Source organism: Paraburkholderia sp. A1BS-2L (assembly GCF_051125205.1).
Classification (GTDB): Bacteria; Pseudomonadota; Gammaproteobacteria; order Burkholderiales; family Burkholderiaceae; genus Paraburkholderia.
Map to the genome: position 1 here is coordinate 2,141,764 of NZ_CP120428.1, position 20,571 is coordinate 2,162,334.

A 20,571-nucleotide genomic window follows, 5' to 3' on the forward strand; every position below is an offset into this window, starting at 1 on the left:
CTGGCGCAGCCTGAAAAACCCTGTTGGGACGCCGCTTAACCGCGGCACATTCAGCCTTGTATTCAGCCTGTTGTCTGCCGTGTTCAATATTCGACAGACAATCGAAGCCTTAGTTTAGGCGAGCATGGAGGCCTTGTAAATCATAGACTTCCAGGTTCTTCAGGTAACGCAAACCCTCGACCGCAGCGCGTGCGCCCGACATCGTGGTGTAGTACGTGACCTTGTTCGCCTGGGCGCTCATGCGGATCGAACGCGAATCGGCAATCGCCGCTCGGGTCTCGTCGACGGTCGTGAAAACGAGCGAAATTTCGCCGTTCTTGATCATGTCGACCACGTGCGGACGGCCATCCTTCACCTTGTTCACGACCTTCACCGGCACGCCGGCCGCCTCGATCGCGGCAGCCGTGCCGCGCGTCGCGACCAGCGGGTAGCCGAGCTCATGCAGCATGCGCGCGACTTCGACGGCCTTGGGCTTGTCCGCATCCATCACGGTGATGAAAACCGTGCCCGATTCCGGCAGGCGCGAGCCGGCCGCGAGCTGCGACTTGAAAAGCGCCTCGCCGAAGGTCTTGCCCACGCCCATCACTTCGCCGGTCGAACGCATTTCGGGTCCGAGCACCGGATCGACGGTCGGGAACTTCACGAACGGGAACACCGCTTCCTTCACGCTGAAGTACGGCGGCACGACTTCCTTCGTCACGCCCTGCTGAGCGAGCTTCTGGCCGACCATCGCACGCGCCGCGATCTTCGCGAGCGGCAGGCTTGTGGCCTTCGACACGTACGGCACGGTCCGCGAAGCGCGCGGGTTCACTTCCAGCACGTAGATGATGTCCTTCTTCGAACCGTCATCCTGCGGCACTTGCTGGATCGCGAACTGCACGTTCATCAGGCCGACCACGTTGAGCGCCTTGGCCATCGCGGCCGTCTGGCGCTTGAGTTCGTTGACCGTTTCCTGCGACAGCGAGTACGGCGGCAGCGAGCACGCCGAGTCGCCCGAGTGCACGCCCGCCTGCTCGATGTGTTCCATCACGCCGCCAATGAACACGGCGTCGCCATCGGAGATGCAGTCCACGTCGCATTCGATTGCGTCGTTCAGGAAGCGGTCGAGCAGCACCGGCGAGTCATTCGACACCTTCACGGCCTCGCGCATGTAGCGCTCGAGGTCGCGCGGCTCATGGACGATTTCCATGGCGCGGCCGCCCAGCACGTACGACGGACGCACGACGAGCGGGTAACCGATTTCGTCGGCGAGCTTGAGCGCTTCGTCTTCGGCGCGCGCGGTGCGGTTCGGCGGCTGGCGCAGGTTCAGGTCCTGCAGCAGCTTCTGGAAGCGCTCGCGGTCTTCGGCCGCGTCGATCATGTCCGGCGAGGTGCCGACGATGGGCACGCCGTTCGCTTCGAGATCGAGCGCGAGCTTCAGCGGCGTCTGGCCGCCGTACTGCACGATCACGCCAACGGGCTTCTCCAGGTCCACGACCTCGAGCACGTCTTCGAGGGTGAGCGGCTCGAAGTACAGACGGTCAGATGTGTCGTAGTCGGTCGAAACGGTCTCGGGGTTGCAGTTGACCATGATCGTTTCGTAGCCGTCTTCGCGCATCGCGAGCGCGGCATGCACGCAACAGTAGTCGAACTCGATACCCTGGCCGATCCGGTTCGGGCCGCCGCCCAGCACCATGATCTTCTTGTTGGTGGTCGGATTGGCTTCGCACTCTTCCTCATAGGTCGAGTACATGTAGGCGGTCTTGGTGGCGAACTCGGCCGCGCAGGTGTCCACGCGCTTGTAGACCGGACGCACGTTCAGCTCGATACGGCGCTTGCGCACGTCGGCGGCAGTCGCGCCGAGCAGCTTCGCAAGACGGCGATCCGAGAAGCCGCTTTGCTTGAGGAAGCGCAGCTCGTCCTTCGAGAGGCTTGCGAGCGTGCGGCCCTTGACGGCCTCTTCCTTCCTGATGATTTCTTCGATCTGCGCGAGGAACCACGGGTCGATCGCGGTTTCTTCGAAGATCTCTTCACGCGTCATGCCCACGCGGAACGCGTCGCCCACGTACCAGATGCGGTCCGGGCCGGCTTCGCCGATCTCGCGGATGACTTCGTCGCGGCTGGTGGTCTTCTCGTCGAGACCGTCCACGCCCACTTCGAGGCCGCGCAGCGCCTTCTGGAACGACTCCTGGAACGTGCGGCCGATCGCCATCACTTCGCCCACCGACTTCATCTGGGTGGTCAGGCGCGGGTCGGCTTCGCGGAACTTCTCGAACGCGAAACGCGGAATCTTCGTGACGACGTAGTCGATGGTCGGCTCGAACGAGGCCGGCGTCTGGCCGCCCGTGATTTCGTTGCGCAGCTCGTCGAGCGTGTAGCCGACAGCCAGCTTCGCCGCAACCTTGGCGATCGGGAAGCCCGTGGCCTTCGAGGCCAGCGCCGACGAACGCGACACGCGCGGGTTCATTTCGATCACGATCATGCGGCCGTCGCGCGGGTTGATCGAGAACTGCACGTTCGAGCCGCCCGTGTCCACGCCGATCTCGCGCAGCACCGCGAGCGAGGCGTCGCGCAGGATCTGGTATTCCTTGTCGGTGAGCGTTTGCGCCGGCGCGACCGTGATCGAGTCGCCGGTGTGGATGCCCATCGGGTCGAGGTTTTCGATCGAGCAGACGATGATGCAGTTATCCGCCTTGTCGCGGACCACTTCCATCTCGTATTCCTTCCAGCCGAGCAGCGACTCTTCGATCAGCAGCTCGCGCGTGGGCGAAAGGTCGAGACCGCGCTTGCAGATCTCTTCGAACTCTTCGCGGTTGTAGGCGATGCCGCCGCCCGAGCCGCCGAGCGTGAAGGACGGGCGAATCACGATCGGGTAGCCGCTCGTGCCGGTGGACGCGGCGATCTCGGCGTGAACCTTGATTGCCTCTTCCATCGAGTGGGCCACGCCCGACTTCGCCGAGCCAAGGCCGATCTTCGTCATCGCGTCCTTGAACTTCTGGCGGTCTTCGGCCTTGTCGATCGCTTCGGGCGATGCACCGATCAGCTCGACGTTGTACTTCTTGAGCACGCCGTGGTGGTGCAAGTCAAGCGCGCAGTTCAGCGCGGTCTGGCCGCCCATCGTCGGCAGGATCGCGTCGGGGCGCTCCTTCTCGATGATGCGCTCCACCACTTCCCACGTGATCGGCTCGATGTAGGTGACGTCGGCCGTGTTCGGGTCCGTCATGATCGTCGCCGGATTGCTGTTGACGAGAATGACCTTGTAGCCTTCCTCACGCAGCGCCTTGCACGCCTGCGCGCCCGAGTAGTCGAACTCGCAGGCCTGGCCGATGATGATCGGCCCCGCGCCGATGATGAGAATGCTCTTGATGTCTGTCCGCTTGGGCATAACGCTCTCGCTAAATATTCCTGTGTCTTTTACGTCTTGCGGCTTGCTGTTCGCCGCTGGGTACGCGCGTGGGCCGTTTTGACTTCGGCTCGCTGCGCACCCCTGCTCTGCTCGTTCCTGCTGGCTCGCTCGATGAGCGCTTACGCCTTCGCCTTGTCCATCAGCGCGGTGAAGCGATCGAACAGATAGCCGATGTCGTGCGGCCCCGGCGATGCTTCAGGGTGGCCCTGGAAGCAGAACGCGGGCTTGTCGGTGAGTTCGAAGCCTTGCAGCGTGCCGTCGAAGAGCGAGACATGCGTGACGCGCGTGTTCGCCGGCAGCGAGTCGGCATCCACCGCAAAGCCGTGGTTCTGAGACGTGATGACGACGCGGCCGTCGCCAAGATCCTTCACCGGATGATTCGCACCATGGTGGCCCGTCTTCATCTTGATGGTCTTCGCGCCGAGCGCGAGACCCATGATCTGGTGGCCAAGGCAAATGCCGAAGGTCGGGATGCCGCGCGCGATGAATTCCTGCGTGGCCTCGATCGCGTAGTCGCACGGCTCCGGATCGCCAGGGCCGTTCGAGAGGAACACGCCGTCCGGGTTGAGCGCGAGCGCGTCGGCCGCGCTGGCCTGCGCCGGCAGCACCGTGACATGGCAGCCGCGCTCGGCCAGCATGCGCAGGATGTTCTGCTTCACGCCGAAGTCGAACGCCACGACCTTGTATTTCGGTGCGGACTGCGTGCGATAGCCTTCGCCCAGACGCCATTCGGTCGTCGTCCACTCATACGGCTTGTCGGTCGAGACGACCTTGGCGAGGTCCATGCCCGCGAGGCCCGGGAACGAGCGCGCGAGTTCGATGGCCTTGGCTTCGTCGTCGGAACCCGCGAGGATCGCGCCGTTCTGCGCGCCCTTTTCGCGCAGGATGCGCGTGAGCTTGCGCGTGTCGATGCCGGCGATCGCCACCACACCCTCGTCCTTCAGATAGTCGCCGAGCGTGCGCTCCATGCGGAAGTTCGAGGCAAGCGCAGGCAGGTCGCGAATGATCAGACCGGCGGCATGGACTTTCGTAGCTTCGACGTCTTCGGCGTTGACGCCGACGTTGCCGATATGCGGATACGTAAGGGTGACGATCTGGCGAGCGTAGCTCGGGTCGGTCAGGATTTCCTGATAACCGGTGATGGCCGTGTTGAACACGACTTCACCGATCGTATGGCCCGGCGCGCCGATCGAGTAACCACGAAAGACCGTGCCGTCGGCGAGCGCGAGCAGAGCGGGAGAGAATGACGGCAACACGGGAGACTCCTTGGGGGAGCACCCTGTGCCGACCTGTTATCCGACGTTGCGTGTCTTGCGACCCGGGAACGGCTGCGGCGTCGGCGCCCCGATCATGAGGATCAGGACGCGCGCGCGGCTCGCTCCGCAGTCTGCTTACGCGACTTATCCGTGTTTGACCGTGTGTCGGGCGCCGGGCCGCGAAGGTGCGTTTGTGACGCTCGATCGGGCGGCAGCCAGCCAGTAGAAACGGAAAAGCGCGGGCGGCGGATGAACGAATGGGGGAGGTAGGCGCTAGGGTGCGGGTTGATAAGCTCAAACCTTAAAATTATAGCGCGAAAACGCCCTTTCTTTCAAATTTCGGGATGACGCCCATCGGGCGGCGCGCCGCTGCAAGCTGGCACAGCGCCCTTTCCACTATAGGGGTCGAGAAGCACGCGGCAAGGACAGCGCCGCTTATTTGCAACCGGCCGAACCTACGGTCGCCCCCTTTTTGTCCCACAAATGAAAACGCCGTCACCCGGCAGGGTGACGGCGCGAGCACCAAGTGGCAAAAGTGATCGGAGCGAAACACCGTGCACTGCCCCCGCAGTGCACGGCTGAGCATCCTTCGCCAGCCGCTATTTGGATTTTTGCTTCTGCGCGTGGGTCCCGGCCTTCGGGCGGCTTGCCGTACCCTTCGACGCCTTGCTGGGCGCTGCGCTGGAGGCTTTCCCCTTGACCGGCTCGGAAACCTTGACGACCTCGGTGCGCGCGCGACCGTGTTTCTTATCGTAGCGCGACTTGGAACCCGTGTCTGCAACACGGGTCCCGATGCGCTGCACGCCACCGCCGGAAACATTCGTCGCCAGGCGCTCCGGCCCCGGCTCGCTCGGCATCGCCTTGCCGACCGGCACGTGCAGCACCAGCACTTGCCCGGGGCTCACTGCGTCGCGGCGCGTCTTGTTCCAGGCCTTGAGCTGACCGACCGAGACGCCATAGCGTCCCGCCACCGCTTCCATCGACTGCTTGCGACGCACGCGAATCAGCATCTTGCGCGTGTCGGGCACGTCCGGCTCCATGGCCAGCACAGCGCTTTCGGCCACGTCTGCACTGATGTCCTCGTCGTCGCCATCGTCGGTGCGCGGCACCACGAGCGTCGAACCGGCCTTCAGGCGCATGCCCGCCGGAATCTTGTTGACCGACATGAGCGTATCGGCGTCCACGCCGATCTTCTGCGCAATGGCCGCGGGCGTGGCGCGCGAATCGGTCGTGTAGGTGGTCCAGGACGAAAGCTGGCCCGAATACGACTTCAGGTTGCGCTCGAACGCACCGGCGTTATCGAACGGCAAGAGGATCTGCGGATCGCTTGATCCGAGAATGACCGGCTTCTTGAACGACGGATTGAGCGAGCGGAACTCGTCGGGCGTCATGTTTGCAAGCTTGGCCGCGACGTCCACGTCGATGTCGTGCGACGTGGTGACCGTGACGAAATACGGGTGATTGGGAATGGACTGCAGCACAAGCCCGTATTGCTGGGGGTTCATCACGATATTCTTGACTGCCTGCAGCTTGGGCACGTAGTTGCGCGTCTCATTGGGCATGCGCAGGCTTGCGTAGTCGGTCGGCAGGCCAGCCGCCTGGTTGCGCGCGATGGCGCGCTGCACGTTGCCCTCGCCCCAGTTGTAGGCGGCGAGCGCGAGATACCAGTCGCCGAACATGTCGTGCAGGCGCGTGAGGTAGTCGAGCGCCGCACTGGTGGAAGCGAGCACGTCGCGGCGCTCGTCCTGCCACATGTTCTGCTTCAGGTTGTAGGTGCGGCCCGTGCCGGGCACGAACTGCCACATGCCCGCCGCCTTCGCGACGGAAAGCGCCTGCGGGTTATACGCGGATTCGATGAACGGCAGCAGCGCGAGCTCGGTCGGCATGTGCCGGGCCTCGAGCTCCTCGACGATGTGGTAGAGATATTTCTGCGAACGCTCGGTCATGCGCGCGACGTAGTCGGGGCGCTGCGCATACCACTGCGCGTTCATGTCGACCAGGTCGCTCTGCAGGTCGGGCATCTGGAAGCCGCGGCGAATACGTGCCCACAGGTCGGCGTCGGGACTCGTGAGCTGGTCGACCGAACCCTTGTCGACATTGATCGTTTCTTTCGCTGCGGAGGTCTTGCGGATGGCGTCGGCACGCGCTTGGGGATCGGCTGGGGAAAGCGAATTCGCAGTCGGTCCCCCGCTCGCACAGGCTGCGAGCATGAGAACCAACAGCGCGCTTAGGATAAATCGCATGAACGTCTACTTGCTAATGGCGGGAATTTGCAGCCGATAGTACGGAACGCACACGTTTCCGTCAATCGGAATAATTGGAGAAATCCCAAGTAAATCCGCAGCTTGCACGATGTTCCATACTTTTGGGATGAGGATGCCCTCGCGCGCGGTCAGGTCAGCGGAACCGGTTCTTCCATTCCCGCATCAGCGTAAAGGCCGCCAGCCGGTCCGGCACCGCCTCGTGCAGCGACTCGGCAAGCGTCGCCTGCACGGCCGGATCGCCAGCGCGCAAGAATGGATTCACGGCACGCTCGTGTGCGATCGTGGTCGGCAAGGTCGGCTCGCCGCGCTCGCGCAGCGCCGCCGCTGCGCGGCTCCAGTCGCGCAAATCGGTGTTGTCCGGATCGCAGGCGAGCGCGAAACGGATATTCGAGAGCGTGTACTCGTGTGCGCAATGCACTTCCGTGCTGCCCGGCAGCGCCGCAAACGAATCGAGCGAAGCGAGCATCTGCGCGGGCGAGCCCTCGAAGAGGCGCCCGCAGCCACAGGCGAACAGCGTGTCTCCGCAGAACAGATGCGGCTTGCCCGACGGATCCGAAGCCTGGAAATAAGCGATATGGCCGCGCGTATGCCCCGGCACGTCCATCACCTTGAAGTCGAGCGCCGGCGCGCCCAGATGCACCGCGTTGCCGCCCTTCACGCGCGTGACGAACCTGTCGAGCGGGCCGAGCGCCTCGCCCGCCGGGCCGTACACGGGCACGCGCTCATCCGAAAGCAGGTCGGCCACCCCGCCGACGTGGTCGTTGTGGTGATGGGTGAGTAAAATAGCGGCAAGCTGCCAGCCTCGCTTCGCCAGATACGCGCGAACCGGCGCGGCGTCGCCCGGATCGACGACAACGGCATGACGGCCGTCCGACACGGCCCAGATGTAATTATCTTCAAAAGCCGGAACCGGTACGTATTCGAAGTTGGCGGCAAGCGTGGCGGCTGGCACGGATGCGTGCTCAAGCGGACTATTCATGGGGCGGCGAACTTTTCACATGTCTGACCGAACAATTATAGACTGGCCCGCCTGGACCGAATCGCCCGCAGGCCAGTACGTGCTGGGCTGGGAGCAAGAGCAGCTCGACCGCGTGGTGTCGAACATCTTCGGCTACCATGCGCTGCAGCTCGGCCTGCCGCAGCTCGACGCCCTGCGCGAGAACCGCATGTCGTGCCGGGGCCTCGTGCTCGATGCAGCCAGCGCCGCGAGCGCGCCATATATCGTGCCGGGCACGGAGCCGCGGCCCGCCCTGGCGACGTCCGGCGCACTCCATGCGCCGGACGGGCGCAGCACGGTCTGGTGCGACCATCTCGATCTGCCGTTCGAGGCTCAGAGCGTCGATCTCATCGTAATGCCGCACACGCTCGAATTCACGAGCAACCCGCACCGCCTGCTGCGCGAAGCCGAGCGCGTGCTGATGCCCGAAGGGCAGTTGCTGATCGTCGGCTTCAATTCGCTCTCGCTGTGGGGTGCGCGCCAGTCGGCGGCGAAGCTCACGGGGCATCCGTTCCTGCCCGCGCGCGAAGACCTGATCGCCTTCACGCGTCTGAAAGACTGGATCAAGCTGCTCGGCTTCGAGCTTGAACGCGGACGCTTCGGCTGCTATCGTCCGCCGCTCGCCACCGAGAAATGGCTCGGGCGCTACACCTTCATGGAGGCCGCCGGCGACCGCTGGTGGCCGATCTTCGGCGCCATCTACATGGTTTCGGCCATCAAGCGTGTGCGCGGCATGCGCCTCGTCGGCAAGGTGAAGGTCAAGAAGCCGGCGCTGGCTGCAAGCCTGGCGCCCGCGGCCACCACTCCCTCCCCTACTCGCAACAAGGACTCATGAGCTCACCCGACTTCGTCGAAATCTTCACGGACGGCGCCTGCAAGGGCAACCCCGGTCCCGGCGGCTGGGGCGCGCTGCTGCGCTTCGGCGCGCAGGAAAAAGAACTGTTCGGCGGCGAGCCCGGCACGACCAACAACCGGATGGAGCTAATGGCGGTGATCGCCGCGCTCGACGCCCTCAAGCGTCCGTGCAAGGTGATCGTGCACACCGACTCGCAGTATGTGCAAAAAGGCATCAGCGAGTGGATCCACGGCTGGAAGAAGAAGAACTGGATGACGGCTGCGAAAACACCCGTCAAGAACGACGACCTGTGGAAGCGCCTCGACGCGCTCGTCGCGCAACATGAGGTGGAGTGGCGTTGGGTCAAGGGCCACGCAGGGCATCCGGAAAACGAGCGCGCCGATGCGCTCGCGAACCGCGGCGTCGCTACGCTCGCAGAACTCTGAGCGGCCCACGCGCCACGTACGGCGCGCTTCGCCAGACGCGCCACCTCCGCCTCCTACGCCATCACGCTTCAAACGACATGCGACAGATCATTCTCGATACCGAAACCACCGGCCTGAACCCTCGCACAGGCGACCGCATCATCGAAATCGGCTGCGTCGAGCTGGTCAATCGCCGGCTGACGGGCAATAACCTCCACTTCTACGTCAACCCCGAACGCGACAGCGATCCGGGCGCACTGGCCGTGCACGGCCTCACGACCGAATTCCTCTCGGACAAGCCGAAGTTCGCCGAGGTCGCGAACGAGATTCTCGACTTCGTGCGCGACGCCGACATCATCATCCACAACGCGCCGTTCGATATCGGCTTTCTCGACGCAGAGCTCGCGCTGCTCGGCAAGCCAGCGTTCAGGGAACACTGCGGCGAGGTGATCGACACGCTGGTGCAGGCCAAGCAGATTTTCCCCGGCAAGCGCAATTCACTCGACGCGTTGTGCGACCGCTTCGGCATCAGCAACGCGCACCGCACGCTGCACGGCGCGCTGCTCGACTCGGAGCTGCTCGCCGAGGTTTATCTGGCGATGACGCGTGGCCAGGAAAGTCTCGTCATCGACATGGCCGGCACGACCGAAACGCCCGGCGTTGTGGCGACACCGCGCGTGAAGTTCGAGATGCTCGCGCTGCCCGTGATCGCTGCAAGCGAAGAGGAGCTCGCCGCGCACGAAGCGCTGCTCGATGGTCTCGACAAGGCGATGAAGGGAACCTCGGTATGGCGCACGCAACCGGCCACCGCCGACGAGAACGCAGGTGCTACGCAAAATACTTAAAAAAGGGCTTTACAAGATTAGAAACACCCGGCATAATCTCAATCTCTTCGGGTGGTTAGCTCAGCGGTAGAGCACTGCCTTCACACGGCAGGGGTCACTGGTTCGATCCCAGTACTACCCACCAGAATTCCTGGTGTTGGTAAAGACAAGCACCGAAGATCAAAACCCCGTTGCGTATGCAACGGGGTTTTTTCATTTCAGCCGCACAAATCCGGCAATGGTCAGGATCCCGATATAAACCGCTCGCCTCTTCTTCCACCGGGTCATGGCGAGTCGCGCTACTCGCCGAACATGCCAATACCAACCCCGCGCGCCATCCCCGTCGCGGCGATCACCATCACGACAAGCAACACCGTCTGCCATGCCCCGATGCGCGCGTACTTCTGCGCTCCCGTGAGATCCGGCACATCGCCGCGACGCACGGCGAGCCGCCAGCGCAGCAGCGCCATCATCGGTGCAATCTCGAGCAACAGGATCAGCACGAGCGCGCCCATCTTCACGTGAAAGAGCGGCTCATGCAGGTAATAGTCGGCGCCCTTCTCGAAGCCACCGAACGCGCGCATTGCCCCGGTCACGATCAGCAAAACCGCTGAGATATCCCAACCGTTGTCGGCGCTGAAGATCTGCGGAAGCGCCTCAGTGGAGGTGCAGCGGCGCAGTCCGCGCGTGCGCCGCAGAATCGACGCCAGCGCGAGGCCGAAGGCCAGCAGGTGAATGGCGGCAAGCAACCAGCGTATGAGCATCGCGACTCCTTCGAAACGACGACGGGATCGACAAGCTTGCGCGGATACCCTTCGCGCGGGGATTGCCTGAAGCGGCACTGCCGGGCGGTCCGCCCGGCGCGCCTTCACGCTGCCACGACGGGCCGGACCTGTTTCAGAACGGCGTCGAGTGCGCGCGCAGCGACGCGGTCGCCTTCCGTAGCGAGCCTCACGCGCAGAACGGTCTGGCGATTGTGACCCGCCGCTGCCGGCGAATCCCACAGCAATTCGATCTTCGGCCGGCGCCCGGGCGATGAGACCGGCGTCGTCAATGCACTCGGGGTGGCCGATTCAGCAACCGGTGCGAAGTGTGCCGCATCGGCTGCCGGCTGACTATCCGCCGGCCAGCGCACCGACAGCTCCCGGGCATCGTACTGCCCGACCTTGCGGCTCTCCAGCCACACAACCGTGGTGCGGGTGACCGCGTCGACCGATACGGCGTAGCGCCCGATCGCGAAGCGTCGCGCCGCCACGTTGGTGCGCCACAGTGCGCGCGGGCGGCAGATCCAGACCACAGCCGCATAAAGCGCCGGCGCCACGACGAGCCAACCGTTGGTGGCCTCGATCGCTTGCACCGCGCGCCGCCAGCCGTCGGCCCACACGAACATGCCAATCGACCACAACGCGAACAAACAGCCCAACACGCCGAAGACGCGCAACGCCTGGCGCAGCCATTGAGGCAGCGGATGAAACGGTCGTTCGGCGCGGGCCTTCCCGCCGGGCAGCACGATCAGCAGAAACAGGAAGATGAGATTCAGGCACGCGACCGGCGACGAAGCCATGCCCCGCAGCGCGACCAGGAAGTTCATGTCTCCCATCGAGTGGAGCCAGCGCGCAAGAATCACGACACCGATTGCGCGCAGCGCGAACAGCTTCCCGGCACCGGGAACGGCGGCGGCGCGCGTCGGTCGGGATCTCGCCAAGGCACTTCTCCTGAGGTCGCGTTTTTGTTGCGCTGTGGTCGTCATGCAACGTCGTCTTGCGCGGTTATCACGCGCGGCTATCGTCAATGAATTGCGAATTTCGCGGAACGGCCATTATAGGGACATTGCCGCTACCCCTCATGCTCGCAGATGCGTTTGCATTGTTCCGCACGCGGGTGCGGCGAAAATGCGACAACGCCCCGGTGCACAGCACCGGGGCGTTGGAGTGGCGGCTTGCCCGGGGTTGTCTGCGCGCCTGCCATGCAAACGCGCAGATCGGGCAGACGCCAGTTAGCCGGCGTTGACTTCGCGCAGCACCGTGCGGTGCTTTTGGCGCAGCAGATCTTCGTACACGGCAACGTAGTTGCGTGCCATCACCTTCGACGAGAAGCGTGCCTCGAACGCGCCACGCACTTTCTCGCGCGACAGCGTCGACAGACGCTTGACCGCCGCGACTGCGCTGATTTCGTCTTCGACGACGAAGCCCGACACACCATTCTCGATCACTTCCGGCACCGAGCCGCGCTTGAACGCGATGACCGGCGTACCGCAGGCCATGGCTTCGATCATGACGAGACCGAAGGGCTCCGGCCAGTCGATCGGGAACACCAGCGCATGCGCATTGCCGAGGAACTCACGCTTTTCGTGCTCGCCGATTTCACCGATGTACTCGACGTGCGGCAGCGCCATCAGCGGCTTGATGACTTCTTCATAATAGGCGCGGTCGGCCTTGTCGATCTTGGCGGCGACCTTTAGCTTCATGCCCGCCTGACCGGCGATACGAATCGCCTTGTCGAGACCCTTCTCCGGCGAGACACGGCCGAGGAAAGCGAGGTAGCCGGGCTCGACATTCGGAATCGGCTTGAGCACGTCTTCCGGCAGGCCGTGGTAGACGGTCTGCTGCCACGCGGCTTGCTGCAGCGGGAGGCGCTGATTATCCGAGATCGAGACCACCGGCACGTCGCTGAACGCGTTGAAGATCGGCTGCAGTTCGGGCAGGTCGAGACGACCGTGCATGGTCGTGACGAACGGCACTGGCTGACGCTGGAACAGCGAGAACGGGTAATAGTCGATGTGGAAGTGCAGCACGTCGAATTCGTCCGCGCGGCGGCGCACTTCTTCGAGCAGCAGCATGTGCGGAGCCATCACGTCGCGAATCGTCGGGTCGAGGCGCAGGGCCTGCGGCCAGAATGCTTCGAGCTTTGCCGAGGTAACCGAATCGCCGCTCGCGAAGAGCGTGACGTCGTGCCCTTGCTCGACCAGCGCTTCGGTCAGGTAGGAGACCACCCGTTCCGTGCCGCCGTAGAGCTTGGGAGGAACCGCCTCGTGCAACGGAGCAATTTGAGCGATTCGCATAGTGGTGAACTCCTTCCTCGAAATAATCGGGCTAAGTACTGCAATTTTGACAATCGACCTCGCGAGCCGCGGCTTCCTTGCCGCTCGCCCCACCAGGCGTTCCGTACCGCTAACCGCGCCGGCAGGCCGGCACACAGACCGACGCAGTTGTGAAGTGTCGTGTTGACACAAGCGGCGGTTCAGGCGGTAAACGCGCAGGGTTCGCGGTCGTTGACATTCATGCTGTCAAATTCCCTACGCTGTTCGAGTCGGCATTATCCGGGTTTGCACCCATAGCCGACTACGAGATTTCAAAATCTTTACGTTGTTACAAAGCGGAAACACTCCGCAACCCCTTGTTTTTTAAGCCCGTTCTAGATTTGGGATTCGTTTTCGAGCAGCGCAGCTTCGAAATCGGGGTTAAATTGCTGTTTTATCTGGCCCTGATTTTCTGGATAGTGAGGCTCGGGGCGGGTCGCGCCTACGCTACGGCGCGTCATGTGAGCACATTTGGCGTGCCACAACGGAATCTGTAATTGTATCTCGAAAAGTGCCATAAAAACCCGCCGAGCCTCCGGCGCGACACCATGTCCTCAAGGAGTCCTCGCTGCGGCATAGTCGCGATAAGATTCGCGTCCCTCGGGCACGAGCCGTGCGGCTCGCGCCCGGGGTGTTTACAATGTGGAAATTCCGCCAGGTTTGCCGTTGCGCGCCTTCTTGTCTCTTTTTCTACCTTGCACGGACAACGCTCCGCCAGACCGAACATCGATCAATTGGAACAACATCTGACCATCGCCCAGCGTAACGCCCACAACGCAAAGCTCGCGAGCTATGCGCGGCGGCCACTTGCGTTCCTGTTCCGCTATATCAAGCGCCATCCGTTCGCCCATGCCGTCGTGCTCACGAGCGTGTTCGCAGCCGTGGGCTGCGCCCTCGCCTCGCAGTATGCGATCAAGCATCTGATCGACGTGCTCGGCGCGGGCCGCCACCATCCCGGTCCGCTGTGGACGGCATTCGCGATCCTCGTCGGCCTGATTGCCGCCGACAACCTGCTCTGGCGGGTAGGCGGCTGGTTCGCCGCGCACACCTTCGTCACCGTCACGGGCGACTTGAGGCGCGACCTCTTTCAGTACCTGAGCGGCCACTCGAACACCTACTACGCGGAAAAGCAGCCCGGCACGCTTGCAAGCCGCATCACCGCCACCTCGAACGCCGTCTACACGGCCGAGAACACCACCGCCTGGAACGTGCTGCCGCCGTGCATCGCCGTGGCCGGCGCCATCGTCATGATCACTTCGGTCAATCCGTTGATGGCGGCGGGCCTGCTGCTGTGCTCGGCGATCCTTTCGATCATTCTCTTCAAACTTGCCGGGCGCGGCTCGGCGCGCCATCACACGTTCGCCGCCAGGGCGGCCGCCGTGGATGGCGAACTCGTCGACGTGATCGGCAACATGGCGCTCGTGCGCGCCTTCGGCATGACGCTGCGCGAGCAAAAACGCTTCGGCTCGACGGTGAAATCCGAACTGGACGCGCGCCGCTCGAGCCTGCTCTATCTGGAAAAGCTGCGCCTGCTGCACGCCGTCATCACGGCGATGCTCTCGGCCGGCCTGCTCGGCTGGGCGCTGTGGCTCTGGGACCAGGGCAAGGCCACGTCGGGCGACATTGTGCTGGTGAGTTCGCTCGGCTTCACGATCCTGCACGGCACGCGCGATCTGGCCGTAGCGCTCGTGGACGTCACGCAGCACGTCGCGCGTCTGGCCGAAGCCGTGCAGACGCTGCTCGAGCCGCACGGCATGCCCGACCGCGACGACGCCACCGAACTCGTGGCCCAAGGCGGGCGCGTGGACTTCGAAGGCGTCACCTTCGCGTACCCGCACCGCAAGCCGATCCTCGATCACTTCGACCTGCAAATCGAGGCAGGCCAGCGCGTGGGCCTGATCGGCAAGTCGGGCGCGGGCAAGACCACCGTGCTCGCGCTGCTGCAGCACTTCTACGACACCCAGAGCGGCTCGATCAAGATCGACGGCCAGGACATCGCCCATGTTACGCAGGACAGCCTGCGCCACGCCATCGCGCTCGTGCCGCAGGACATTTCCCTGCTGCACCGCTCGATCTACGAGAACATCGCCTATGGCCGCCCTGACGCCAGCCGCGAGGAAGTGCTCGCCGCTGCCCGCGAGGCGCGTTGCGCCGATTTCATCGAGGCCATGCCCGAAGGCTACGACACGATCGTGGGCGACCGCGGCGTGAAGCTCTCGGGCGGCCAGCGCCAGCGCATCGCGATCGCGCGCGCGATTCTCAAGAATTCGCCGATCCTGCTGCTCGACGAAGCCACCTCGGCACTCGACAGCGCCTCGGAAGAAGCCATCCAGCACGCGCTCGACCGGCTGATGGTGGGCCGCACCGTGATCGCCATTGCGCACCGGCTCTCCACGCTGCACAACTTCGACCGCATCATCGTGATGAGCTCGGGCAAGGTGATCGACGATGGCAGCCCCGAGGAACTGCGCAATCGCCCGGGCCTGTACCGCGACCTGCTCGCCAAGCAGTATGGCAAGCAGTCCACGCTCCATCTGGGCAGCAAAAAGGCCGACGAAAAACACGTGGCCTGATGTAAGCCGCCAGGCGCCTTGTGCGCGCCGTGCGCACGAAACAAAAAAGCCGCTTCCTGCAAGAAGCGGCTTTTTCGTTTTCGGCGGCGCCCGGTGTGCTTGGGACACATCGGGGCGTGCCTTGCCCCTACGGTTGTTGCGCGGGTTCCACGGACGGCAACGACACGCCAGCGCGCGCGCCCACGCCCGTCAAATCGCGCATGAAGCGATCGCGCCAGACCGAAACATTGTTCTCGCGCAATTGGACCATCATGTCGTTATAGCGTGCGAGGCGCTCGGCGAGCGGCATCGCGAGCGCCTTGCCTAGCGCATCGGCCATGCCGTCGATGTCGAGCGGATTCACGATCAGCGCTCCGCCCAATTCCTGTGCAGCGCCCGCGAAGCACGAGAGCACCAGCACGCCCGGATTCTCGGGATCCTGCGCGGAAACGTATTCCTTCGCGACGAGATTCATGCCATCGCGCAGCGGCGTCACGTAGCCCACGTGCGAAGCGCGAAAGAGCGCCGCGAGCACGGCGCGTTCGTACTGGCGGTGGATGTACCAGATCGGCGTCCAGTCGAGCTCGGCAAAGCGGCCGTTGATGCGCCCCGACTCGGCCTCGAGCCGCAGGCGGATGTCCTGATACGCGTGCAGGTCGGCGCGCGTGGGCGGCGCGATCTGCACGAACGACACCTTGTTGCGCTGCCCGGGAGCATGCTCGAGCAGCCGCTCGAACGCGCGAAAGCGCTCGACGAGACCCTTCGAGTAATCGAGCCGGTCCACGCTCATGATGACCTTGCGGCCATGCAGGGTGGCCTTGAGCGTGCGCACCGGCTTGCCACGCTCGCCGTCTTTTGCGAGCTCGGCGACTTCGTCGGGATAGACGCCGATCGGATAATCGTTCGCGCACAGCGTCTTGCCGAACGCCTCGATCTGCGTGAGGCCATCGGCGCGCTTCGCGATCGAGCCGCCCGCCTCGTTCACGATGTAATCGCAGAATGCGCGCAAGTCGGGCTTGGTCTGGAAACCGAGCAGGTCGAACGAGCACAGCGCCTGAGCCAGCTCACGGTGCGGCGGCACCGCCAGCAGCACCTGCGAAGCCGGAAACGGAATATGCAGGAAGAAGCCGATGCGGTTTTTCACGCCCGCCGCGCGCAACGCCCCCGCGAACGGAATCAGGTGATAGTCGTGGACCCAGATGACGTCGTCCTCGCGCAGAAGCGGCACGAGCTGCTGCGCGAGCCATGCGTTCACGCGGCAATAGCCTGCGTATTCGTTGCGGTCGTACTGCACGAGATCGGCGCGATAGTGGAACGCCGGCCAGAGCGTGGCGTTCGAGAAGCCGCGGTAGTACTGGTCGTAATCGCGGCGCAGCAGGCCGATGGTCGCGAAAGTCACCGGGCCGCGCTCCTCGAGCTGGATCTGCGGCTGGCCGGACGAGAGCACCTCGCCGCTCCAGCCGAACCACATGCCACCGGTTTCCTTGAGCGCGTCATAGACGCCGACCGCAAGACCGCCCGCAGCCGGGCCGCCTTCGGAAATCGGCGCGACCCGGTTCGACACGATGATCAATCGGCTCATGAGATGCAGGTTCCGTGCAGAAAAGAAATGAGGTACGGCCGCCTATGCGCCAAAGCAGGCGCCAAAGCAGGCACCGATCAGACGCCGCGGGCCGTCGCGACGAGTGCGTCGAGCCATGCGAGCAGCGCTTCGACCGACTCGACGCGCGTTTTCGCGATCGTGTCGCCGCCGCCGACCTTGATCGACAGGCCACCCTCGGCATTGACCACGGCGAAGCCCTTCTCGTCGGTCAAATCATCGCCGGCGAACACCGGCGTGCGGCCCGCGAACGGCGGCTCGTCGAGAAAAGCGCGCAGTGCGCGGCCCTTGTCGACGTCCTTCGGCTTGATCTCGTAGACCATCTTGCCGGGTTGCAGCACGTAGGCATCGGCAAATTCGGCCGCGAGCTTTTCAGTGGCCACACGCGCAACGTTCTCGTGCTCGGGCGCATTTCGGTAGTGGAGCGCCAGCGCCGCGCCTTTGATCTCGAGCAGCATGCCCACGTGCGTGCGCACCACTTCGGCGAGCACCTGCTCCATGTGCAGAAGACGTTGATCATTGAAGCCGACGCGCTGCGTATCGCCGTTCGCGTCGCGGCGCTCCGCGCCGTGCAGGCCCGCGACGGGCAAATCGGGCATGCCGAGGAAAGAATCGATGCTTTCGACGCCGCGCCCGGACACGACGGCCACCGCGCCGTGCGTCGCACGGCGCAGCACGGTGAGCAGCGCCAGCATGTCGGGGCGCACCAGCACGCCATCGGGCGTGGGCGCAAGGTCGACGAGCGTGCCGTCGAAATCGAAGAAAAACGCCGTCTTGTCGAACGGCAATTCAGCCGGAAGTACTTGCATTACGTTCGTTTCGTCCCTCGGCGCATGAGCCGGGCGGTGATCCGGCGAGCGTTCGCCCGCCGAAAGAAAGTGTGCGCATCTTACCGCGCATCGTCCTGATTTTCGAGAAAGGAAAGCCTGCGCGGCCGTTGCGACGGCCTTGTCACGCCAGCCTGACACTCGATGACGAATGCGCTGTCGACGCCGATGTGTTCCGACGCTTTTTACGCCGGAGCCTTGTTGCGGCAAGTTGCCTGCCCATGTAGATGGGCTTCGGCCGGCACAGTATGTGCGTCAAATTGACCCTGCCATGCCACCGCGCCGAGCCGCGCGCCGCAGCGAGCACCCAATTTTGCTACAGTCCAGCGACACGGCGCGGGCTGGTCACGCCCACGTCCTTGTAAATCGAGTTAACGAGAGAGCCTTTGTTCCCCGAGTTCGACGCTTCACATTCGTCGCATTTCGCCTCCCGCGCCCTGGCCCACCTTGCCCGCTGGCGCCGTACACGCCTCGCGGTACTGTTGACGCTCACCGCCGGCTCGGTACTCCTTGGCGCCTGCACGCGCGCAGCCGAGCCGTGGCAACTCACCGACGTAAGCGGCCATCTGCCCGATCTCACCTTCGCGCTCACCGAAGACAGCGGCAAGCCCATCAGAAGTGCCGATCTGCGCGGCAATACCACGCTGGTGTACTTCGGCTACACGCATTGTCCGGATGTCTGCCCGGAAACGATGGCACGTCTGATGCAGGTCATAGCGAAACTCGGACCCGACGCACAGCATGTGCGGATACTCTTCATCAGCGTCGATCCTGCACGCGACACGCCGCAAGCGCTGCACGCCTATGTGCACGCGTTCGATGCTCAGCATGCGCTCGGCCTCACCGGCACCGATGCGCAAATCGAGTCGCTGGCAAAACGCTATCGCGTGGCATATCAGATGGAACAGCGCGACACCGACGGCAGCTACGAAGTCACGCACAGCTCGGCCGTCTACGTGTTCGACGCGCAGGGCCGCGCGCGCCTGCTCGCCACCGACAAGGACTCGCCCGACGCCATCGCACACGACGTGCGCCGCGTCATCGGCCCGGCGGCGTAGGCGCCGGCGCGACCCTCAACCCGGTTTTCGGACCACCCGCAACAGGAACTGCCATGACGATGAAAATGAAGTCCCGCAGCGTGACTCGCATGAACCCCATGACCCGCTGGAGCGCCGCGCTCGGCTGCGCCCTCGCCTGCACGTTCGCTGCGTTCGCCCCTGCGGCGCATGCAGCCGACGCCGCGCTCACCGCGCAGAACCCATGGGTCCGCTGGCTGCCCAACGATCTGCCGGCAGCGGGTTACGTCACGCTGAAGAACGACAGCGACAAGCCGGTCGACCTCGTGAGCGTGACGAGCGACGACTACGGCATGGTGATGCTGCATCAGACCGTTTCGAACGGCTCGACGCAGAAGATGGTGATGGTGCACAAGGCCACGGTACCCGCGCACGGCACGCTCGCGATCGCACCAGGCGGCTATCACCTGATGCTGGAGCACGCGAAGCACAGGATCGCACCCGGCGACACCGTGCACGTGAAGCTGCAGTTCTCGGACGGCGCGACGCTCGACACGCCGTTCGCGGTGAAGCCGCCGTCGCAGCAGTAATACGGCGATGAAGACCCGCGCCACGAATCAGCGTAAAAAACCGCGATGAACCTGCTCTACTGGCTCGACCCGTGGGAGCCGTCGCCAACGGTGGTGATCGCCGTAACCCTGGCGGCGGCGCTGTTCATACGCGGCCAGCGTCATGCGAGGGTCTCGCTGCCGCGCCGGATCTCGTTCTGGTTCGGCCTGGGCGCGCTCTATGTCGCGCTGCATACACGGCTCGACTACTTCTTCGAGCATGAGTTCTTCATGCACCGCGCGCAGCATCTCGTGCTCCATCACCTCGGGCCGTTCTTCATCGCGCTCGCTTATCCGGGCGCGGCGCTGCGCGCCGGCATCCCGTTCGCGTGGCGGCAACGCTTCGTGCGGCCCGCGTTGAACGCGCGTCCGCTGCGAGCGATGCTCGACGTCGTCATGCATCCGGTGGTCGCGGTGACGCTGTTCGTCGGGCTCATCTACTTCTGGCTGCTCTCGCCGATCCACTTCGTCGCCATGCTCGACTGGCGGCTCTACCGCGTGATGAACTGGAGCATGGTGATCGACGGCCTGCTGTTCTGGTGGCTCGTGCTCGATCCGCGCCCCGCGCCGCCCGCGCGCCTCGCGCCCGGCAAGCGCGTGCTGGTCGTGATCGCGGCCATTCCGCCGCAAATCGTGCTCGGCGCGTTCATTTTCTTTACGCCGCACGAGCTCTATCCGATCTATTCGATTTGCGGACGCGCGTTCACATGGCTCTCGCCCATGCGCGACCAGCAGATCGGCGGCCTGCTGCTGTGGATCCCGGGATCGATGATGAGCGTGGTTGGCGCGTTGATCGCGCTGCGTCACTGGATGCGGCTTTCGGCGCGCGGACGGCTTAAGCGCACGCGAGGTGCGCGCGAACCCGAACGGCGTTCGCACAGCGCCCAGCACACCTGAGCGCGC

General features: G+C 64.2%; 16 protein-coding genes and 1 tRNA gene. 8 read left to right on the plus strand and 9 right to left on the minus strand.

Annotated features, from left to right (window positions below; all coding sequences use genetic code 11):
* Window positions 1–109: 109 nt before the first annotated feature.
* The 4 genes from carB to gloB form a co-directional block, all read right to left on the minus strand.
* Window positions 110–3,364 (minus strand): carbamoyl-phosphate synthase large subunit, encoded by a 3,255-nt coding sequence (gene carB, locus P5W98_RS09665; protein ID WP_421024346.1) that lies wholly within the window; start codon window positions 3,362–3,364, stop codon window positions 110–112.
* A gap of 140 nt (window positions 3,365–3,504) precedes the next feature.
* Entirely contained in the window at window positions 3,505–4,641 is a 1,137-nt protein-coding gene (gene carA / locus P5W98_RS09670; protein ID WP_421024347.1) for a glutamine-hydrolyzing carbamoyl-phosphate synthase small subunit, read from the minus strand.
* Window positions 4,642–5,240: 599 nt separating this feature from the next.
* Window positions 5,241–6,884 (minus strand): transglycosylase SLT domain-containing protein, encoded by a 1,644-nt coding sequence (locus P5W98_RS09675; protein ID WP_421024348.1) that lies wholly within the window; start codon window positions 6,882–6,884, stop codon window positions 5,241–5,243.
* Window positions 6,885–7,038: 154 nt separating this feature from the next.
* Complete coding sequence (gene gloB, locus P5W98_RS09680) at window positions 7,039–7,884, minus strand: hydroxyacylglutathione hydrolase (protein ID WP_421024349.1); 846 nt, start codon at window positions 7,882–7,884, stop codon at window positions 7,039–7,041.
* Window positions 7,885–7,903: 19 nt separating this feature from the next.
* Here gloB and P5W98_RS09685 point away from each other — a divergent pair, with 19 nt between their 5' ends.
* The 4 genes from P5W98_RS09685 to P5W98_RS09700 all read left to right on the plus strand — a co-directional run bounded on the left by P5W98_RS09685 (window position 7,904) and on the right by P5W98_RS09700 (window position 10,131).
* Complete coding sequence (locus tag P5W98_RS09685) at window positions 7,904–8,737, plus strand: class I SAM-dependent methyltransferase (RefSeq protein ID WP_421024350.1); 834 nt, start codon at window positions 7,904–7,906, stop codon at window positions 8,735–8,737.
* The gene (gene rnhA, locus P5W98_RS09690) at window positions 8,734–9,183 is read left to right on the plus strand and encodes a ribonuclease HI (RefSeq protein WP_129562423.1); all 450 of its coding nucleotides are present in this window, start codon (window positions 8,734–8,736) and stop codon (window positions 9,181–9,183) included. Before P5W98_RS09685 ends, rnhA begins: the two co-directional genes overlap by 4 nt.
* 77 nt (window positions 9,184–9,260) lie before the next feature.
* Window positions 9,261–10,007 (plus strand): DNA polymerase III subunit epsilon, encoded by a 747-nt coding sequence (dnaQ, locus tag P5W98_RS09695; protein WP_421024351.1) that lies wholly within the window; start codon window positions 9,261–9,263, stop codon window positions 10,005–10,007.
* Between the two features lie 49 nt (window positions 10,008–10,056).
* Window positions 10,057–10,131, plus strand: a tRNA-Val gene (locus P5W98_RS09700).
* 154 nt (window positions 10,132–10,285) lie between these two features.
* On the opposite strand, the gene P5W98_RS09705 is transcribed toward P5W98_RS09700, so the two are convergent.
* The 3 genes from P5W98_RS09705 to P5W98_RS09715 form a co-directional block, all read right to left on the minus strand.
* Complete coding sequence (locus tag P5W98_RS09705; RefSeq protein WP_421024352.1) at window positions 10,286–10,750, minus strand: DUF2214 family protein; 465 nt, start codon at window positions 10,748–10,750, stop codon at window positions 10,286–10,288.
* A gap of 104 nt (window positions 10,751–10,854) precedes the next feature.
* The gene (locus tag P5W98_RS09710; protein WP_421024353.1) at window positions 10,855–11,691 is read right to left on the minus strand and encodes a hypothetical protein; all 837 of its coding nucleotides are present in this window, start codon (window positions 11,689–11,691) and stop codon (window positions 10,855–10,857) included.
* Window positions 11,692–11,982: 291 nt separating this feature from the next.
* On the minus strand, window positions 11,983–13,047 hold the full coding sequence (locus P5W98_RS09715) for a glycosyltransferase family 4 protein (protein WP_421024354.1): 1,065 nt from the start codon (window positions 13,045–13,047) through the stop codon (window positions 11,983–11,985).
* A gap of 743 nt (window positions 13,048–13,790) precedes the next feature.
* On the opposite strand from P5W98_RS09715, the gene P5W98_RS09720 reads away from it, so the two are divergent.
* On the plus strand, window positions 13,791–15,638 hold the full coding sequence (locus P5W98_RS09720; protein WP_421025240.1) for an ABC transporter ATP-binding protein: 1,848 nt from the start codon (window positions 13,791–13,793) through the stop codon (window positions 15,636–15,638).
* Between the two features lie 127 nt (window positions 15,639–15,765).
* Here the strand turns inward: P5W98_RS09720 and otsA are convergent, their stop codons facing one another.
* Window positions 15,766–17,199 carry an alpha,alpha-trehalose-phosphate synthase (UDP-forming) gene (otsA, locus tag P5W98_RS09725; protein ID WP_421024355.1) on the minus strand — a complete coding sequence of 478 codons (1,434 nt, stop codon included), beginning with the start codon at window positions 17,197–17,199 and terminating at the stop codon, window positions 15,766–15,768.
* Between the two features lie 77 nt (window positions 17,200–17,276).
* Window positions 17,277–18,026, minus strand: coding sequence for a trehalose-phosphatase (gene otsB, locus P5W98_RS09730; RefSeq protein WP_421024356.1), 750 nt, complete (start codon window positions 18,024–18,026; stop codon window positions 17,277–17,279).
* Window positions 18,027–18,481: 455 nt separating this feature from the next.
* Here otsB and P5W98_RS09735 point away from each other — a divergent pair, with 455 nt between their 5' ends.
* The 3 genes from P5W98_RS09735 (at window position 18,482) to P5W98_RS09745 (ending at window position 20,565) form a co-directional block, all read left to right on the plus strand.
* Complete coding sequence (locus P5W98_RS09735; protein ID WP_421025241.1) at window positions 18,482–19,102, plus strand: SCO family protein; 621 nt, start codon at window positions 18,482–18,484, stop codon at window positions 19,100–19,102.
* Window positions 19,103–19,191: 89 nt separating this feature from the next.
* The gene (locus P5W98_RS09740) at window positions 19,192–19,650 is read left to right on the plus strand and encodes a copper chaperone PCu(A)C (RefSeq protein WP_421025242.1); all 459 of its coding nucleotides are present in this window, start codon (window positions 19,192–19,194) and stop codon (window positions 19,648–19,650) included.
* Between the two features lie 45 nt (window positions 19,651–19,695).
* A complete protein-coding gene (locus tag P5W98_RS09745) occupies window positions 19,696–20,565 on the plus strand; it encodes a cytochrome c oxidase assembly protein (protein ID WP_421024357.1) in 870 nt (289 codons plus the stop codon).
* Window positions 20,566–20,571: the final 6 nt, after the last annotated feature.

Bases quoted from the DNA above. Each gene is read 5' to 3' on its own strand.
- otsA (WP_421024355.1), bottom strand. From the start codon at position 17,199: ATGAGCCGATTGATCATCGTGTCGAACCGGGTCGCGCCGATTTCCGAA.
- gloB (WP_421024349.1), bottom strand. From the start codon at position 7,884: ATGAATAGTCCGCTTGAGCACGCATCCGTGCCAGCCGCCACGCTTGCC.
- rnhA (WP_129562423.1), top strand. From the start codon at position 8,734: ATGAGCTCACCCGACTTCGTCGAAATCTTCACGGACGGCGCCTGCAAG.
- otsB (WP_421024356.1), bottom strand. From the start codon at position 18,026: ATGCAAGTACTTCCGGCTGAATTGCCGTTCGACAAGACGGCGTTTTTC.
- P5W98_RS09705 (WP_421024352.1), bottom strand. From the start codon at position 10,750: ATGCTCATACGCTGGTTGCTTGCCGCCATTCACCTGCTGGCCTTCGGC.
- P5W98_RS09685 (WP_421024350.1), top strand. From the start codon at position 7,904: ATGTCTGACCGAACAATTATAGACTGGCCCGCCTGGACCGAATCGCCC.
- P5W98_RS09715 (WP_421024354.1), bottom strand. From the start codon at position 13,047: ATGCGAATCGCTCAAATTGCTCCGTTGCACGAGGCGGTTCCTCCCAAG.
- P5W98_RS09745 (WP_421024357.1), top strand. From the start codon at position 19,696: ATGAACCTGCTCTACTGGCTCGACCCGTGGGAGCCGTCGCCAACGGTG.
- dnaQ (WP_421024351.1), top strand. From the start codon at position 9,261: ATGCGACAGATCATTCTCGATACCGAAACCACCGGCCTGAACCCTCGC.
- P5W98_RS09675 (WP_421024348.1), bottom strand. From the start codon at position 6,884: ATGCGATTTATCCTAAGCGCGCTGTTGGTTCTCATGCTCGCAGCCTGT.
- P5W98_RS09740 (WP_421025242.1), top strand. From the start codon at position 19,192: ATGAACCCCATGACCCGCTGGAGCGCCGCGCTCGGCTGCGCCCTCGCC.
- carB (WP_421024346.1), bottom strand. From the start codon at position 3,364: ATGCCCAAGCGGACAGACATCAAGAGCATTCTCATCATCGGCGCGGGG.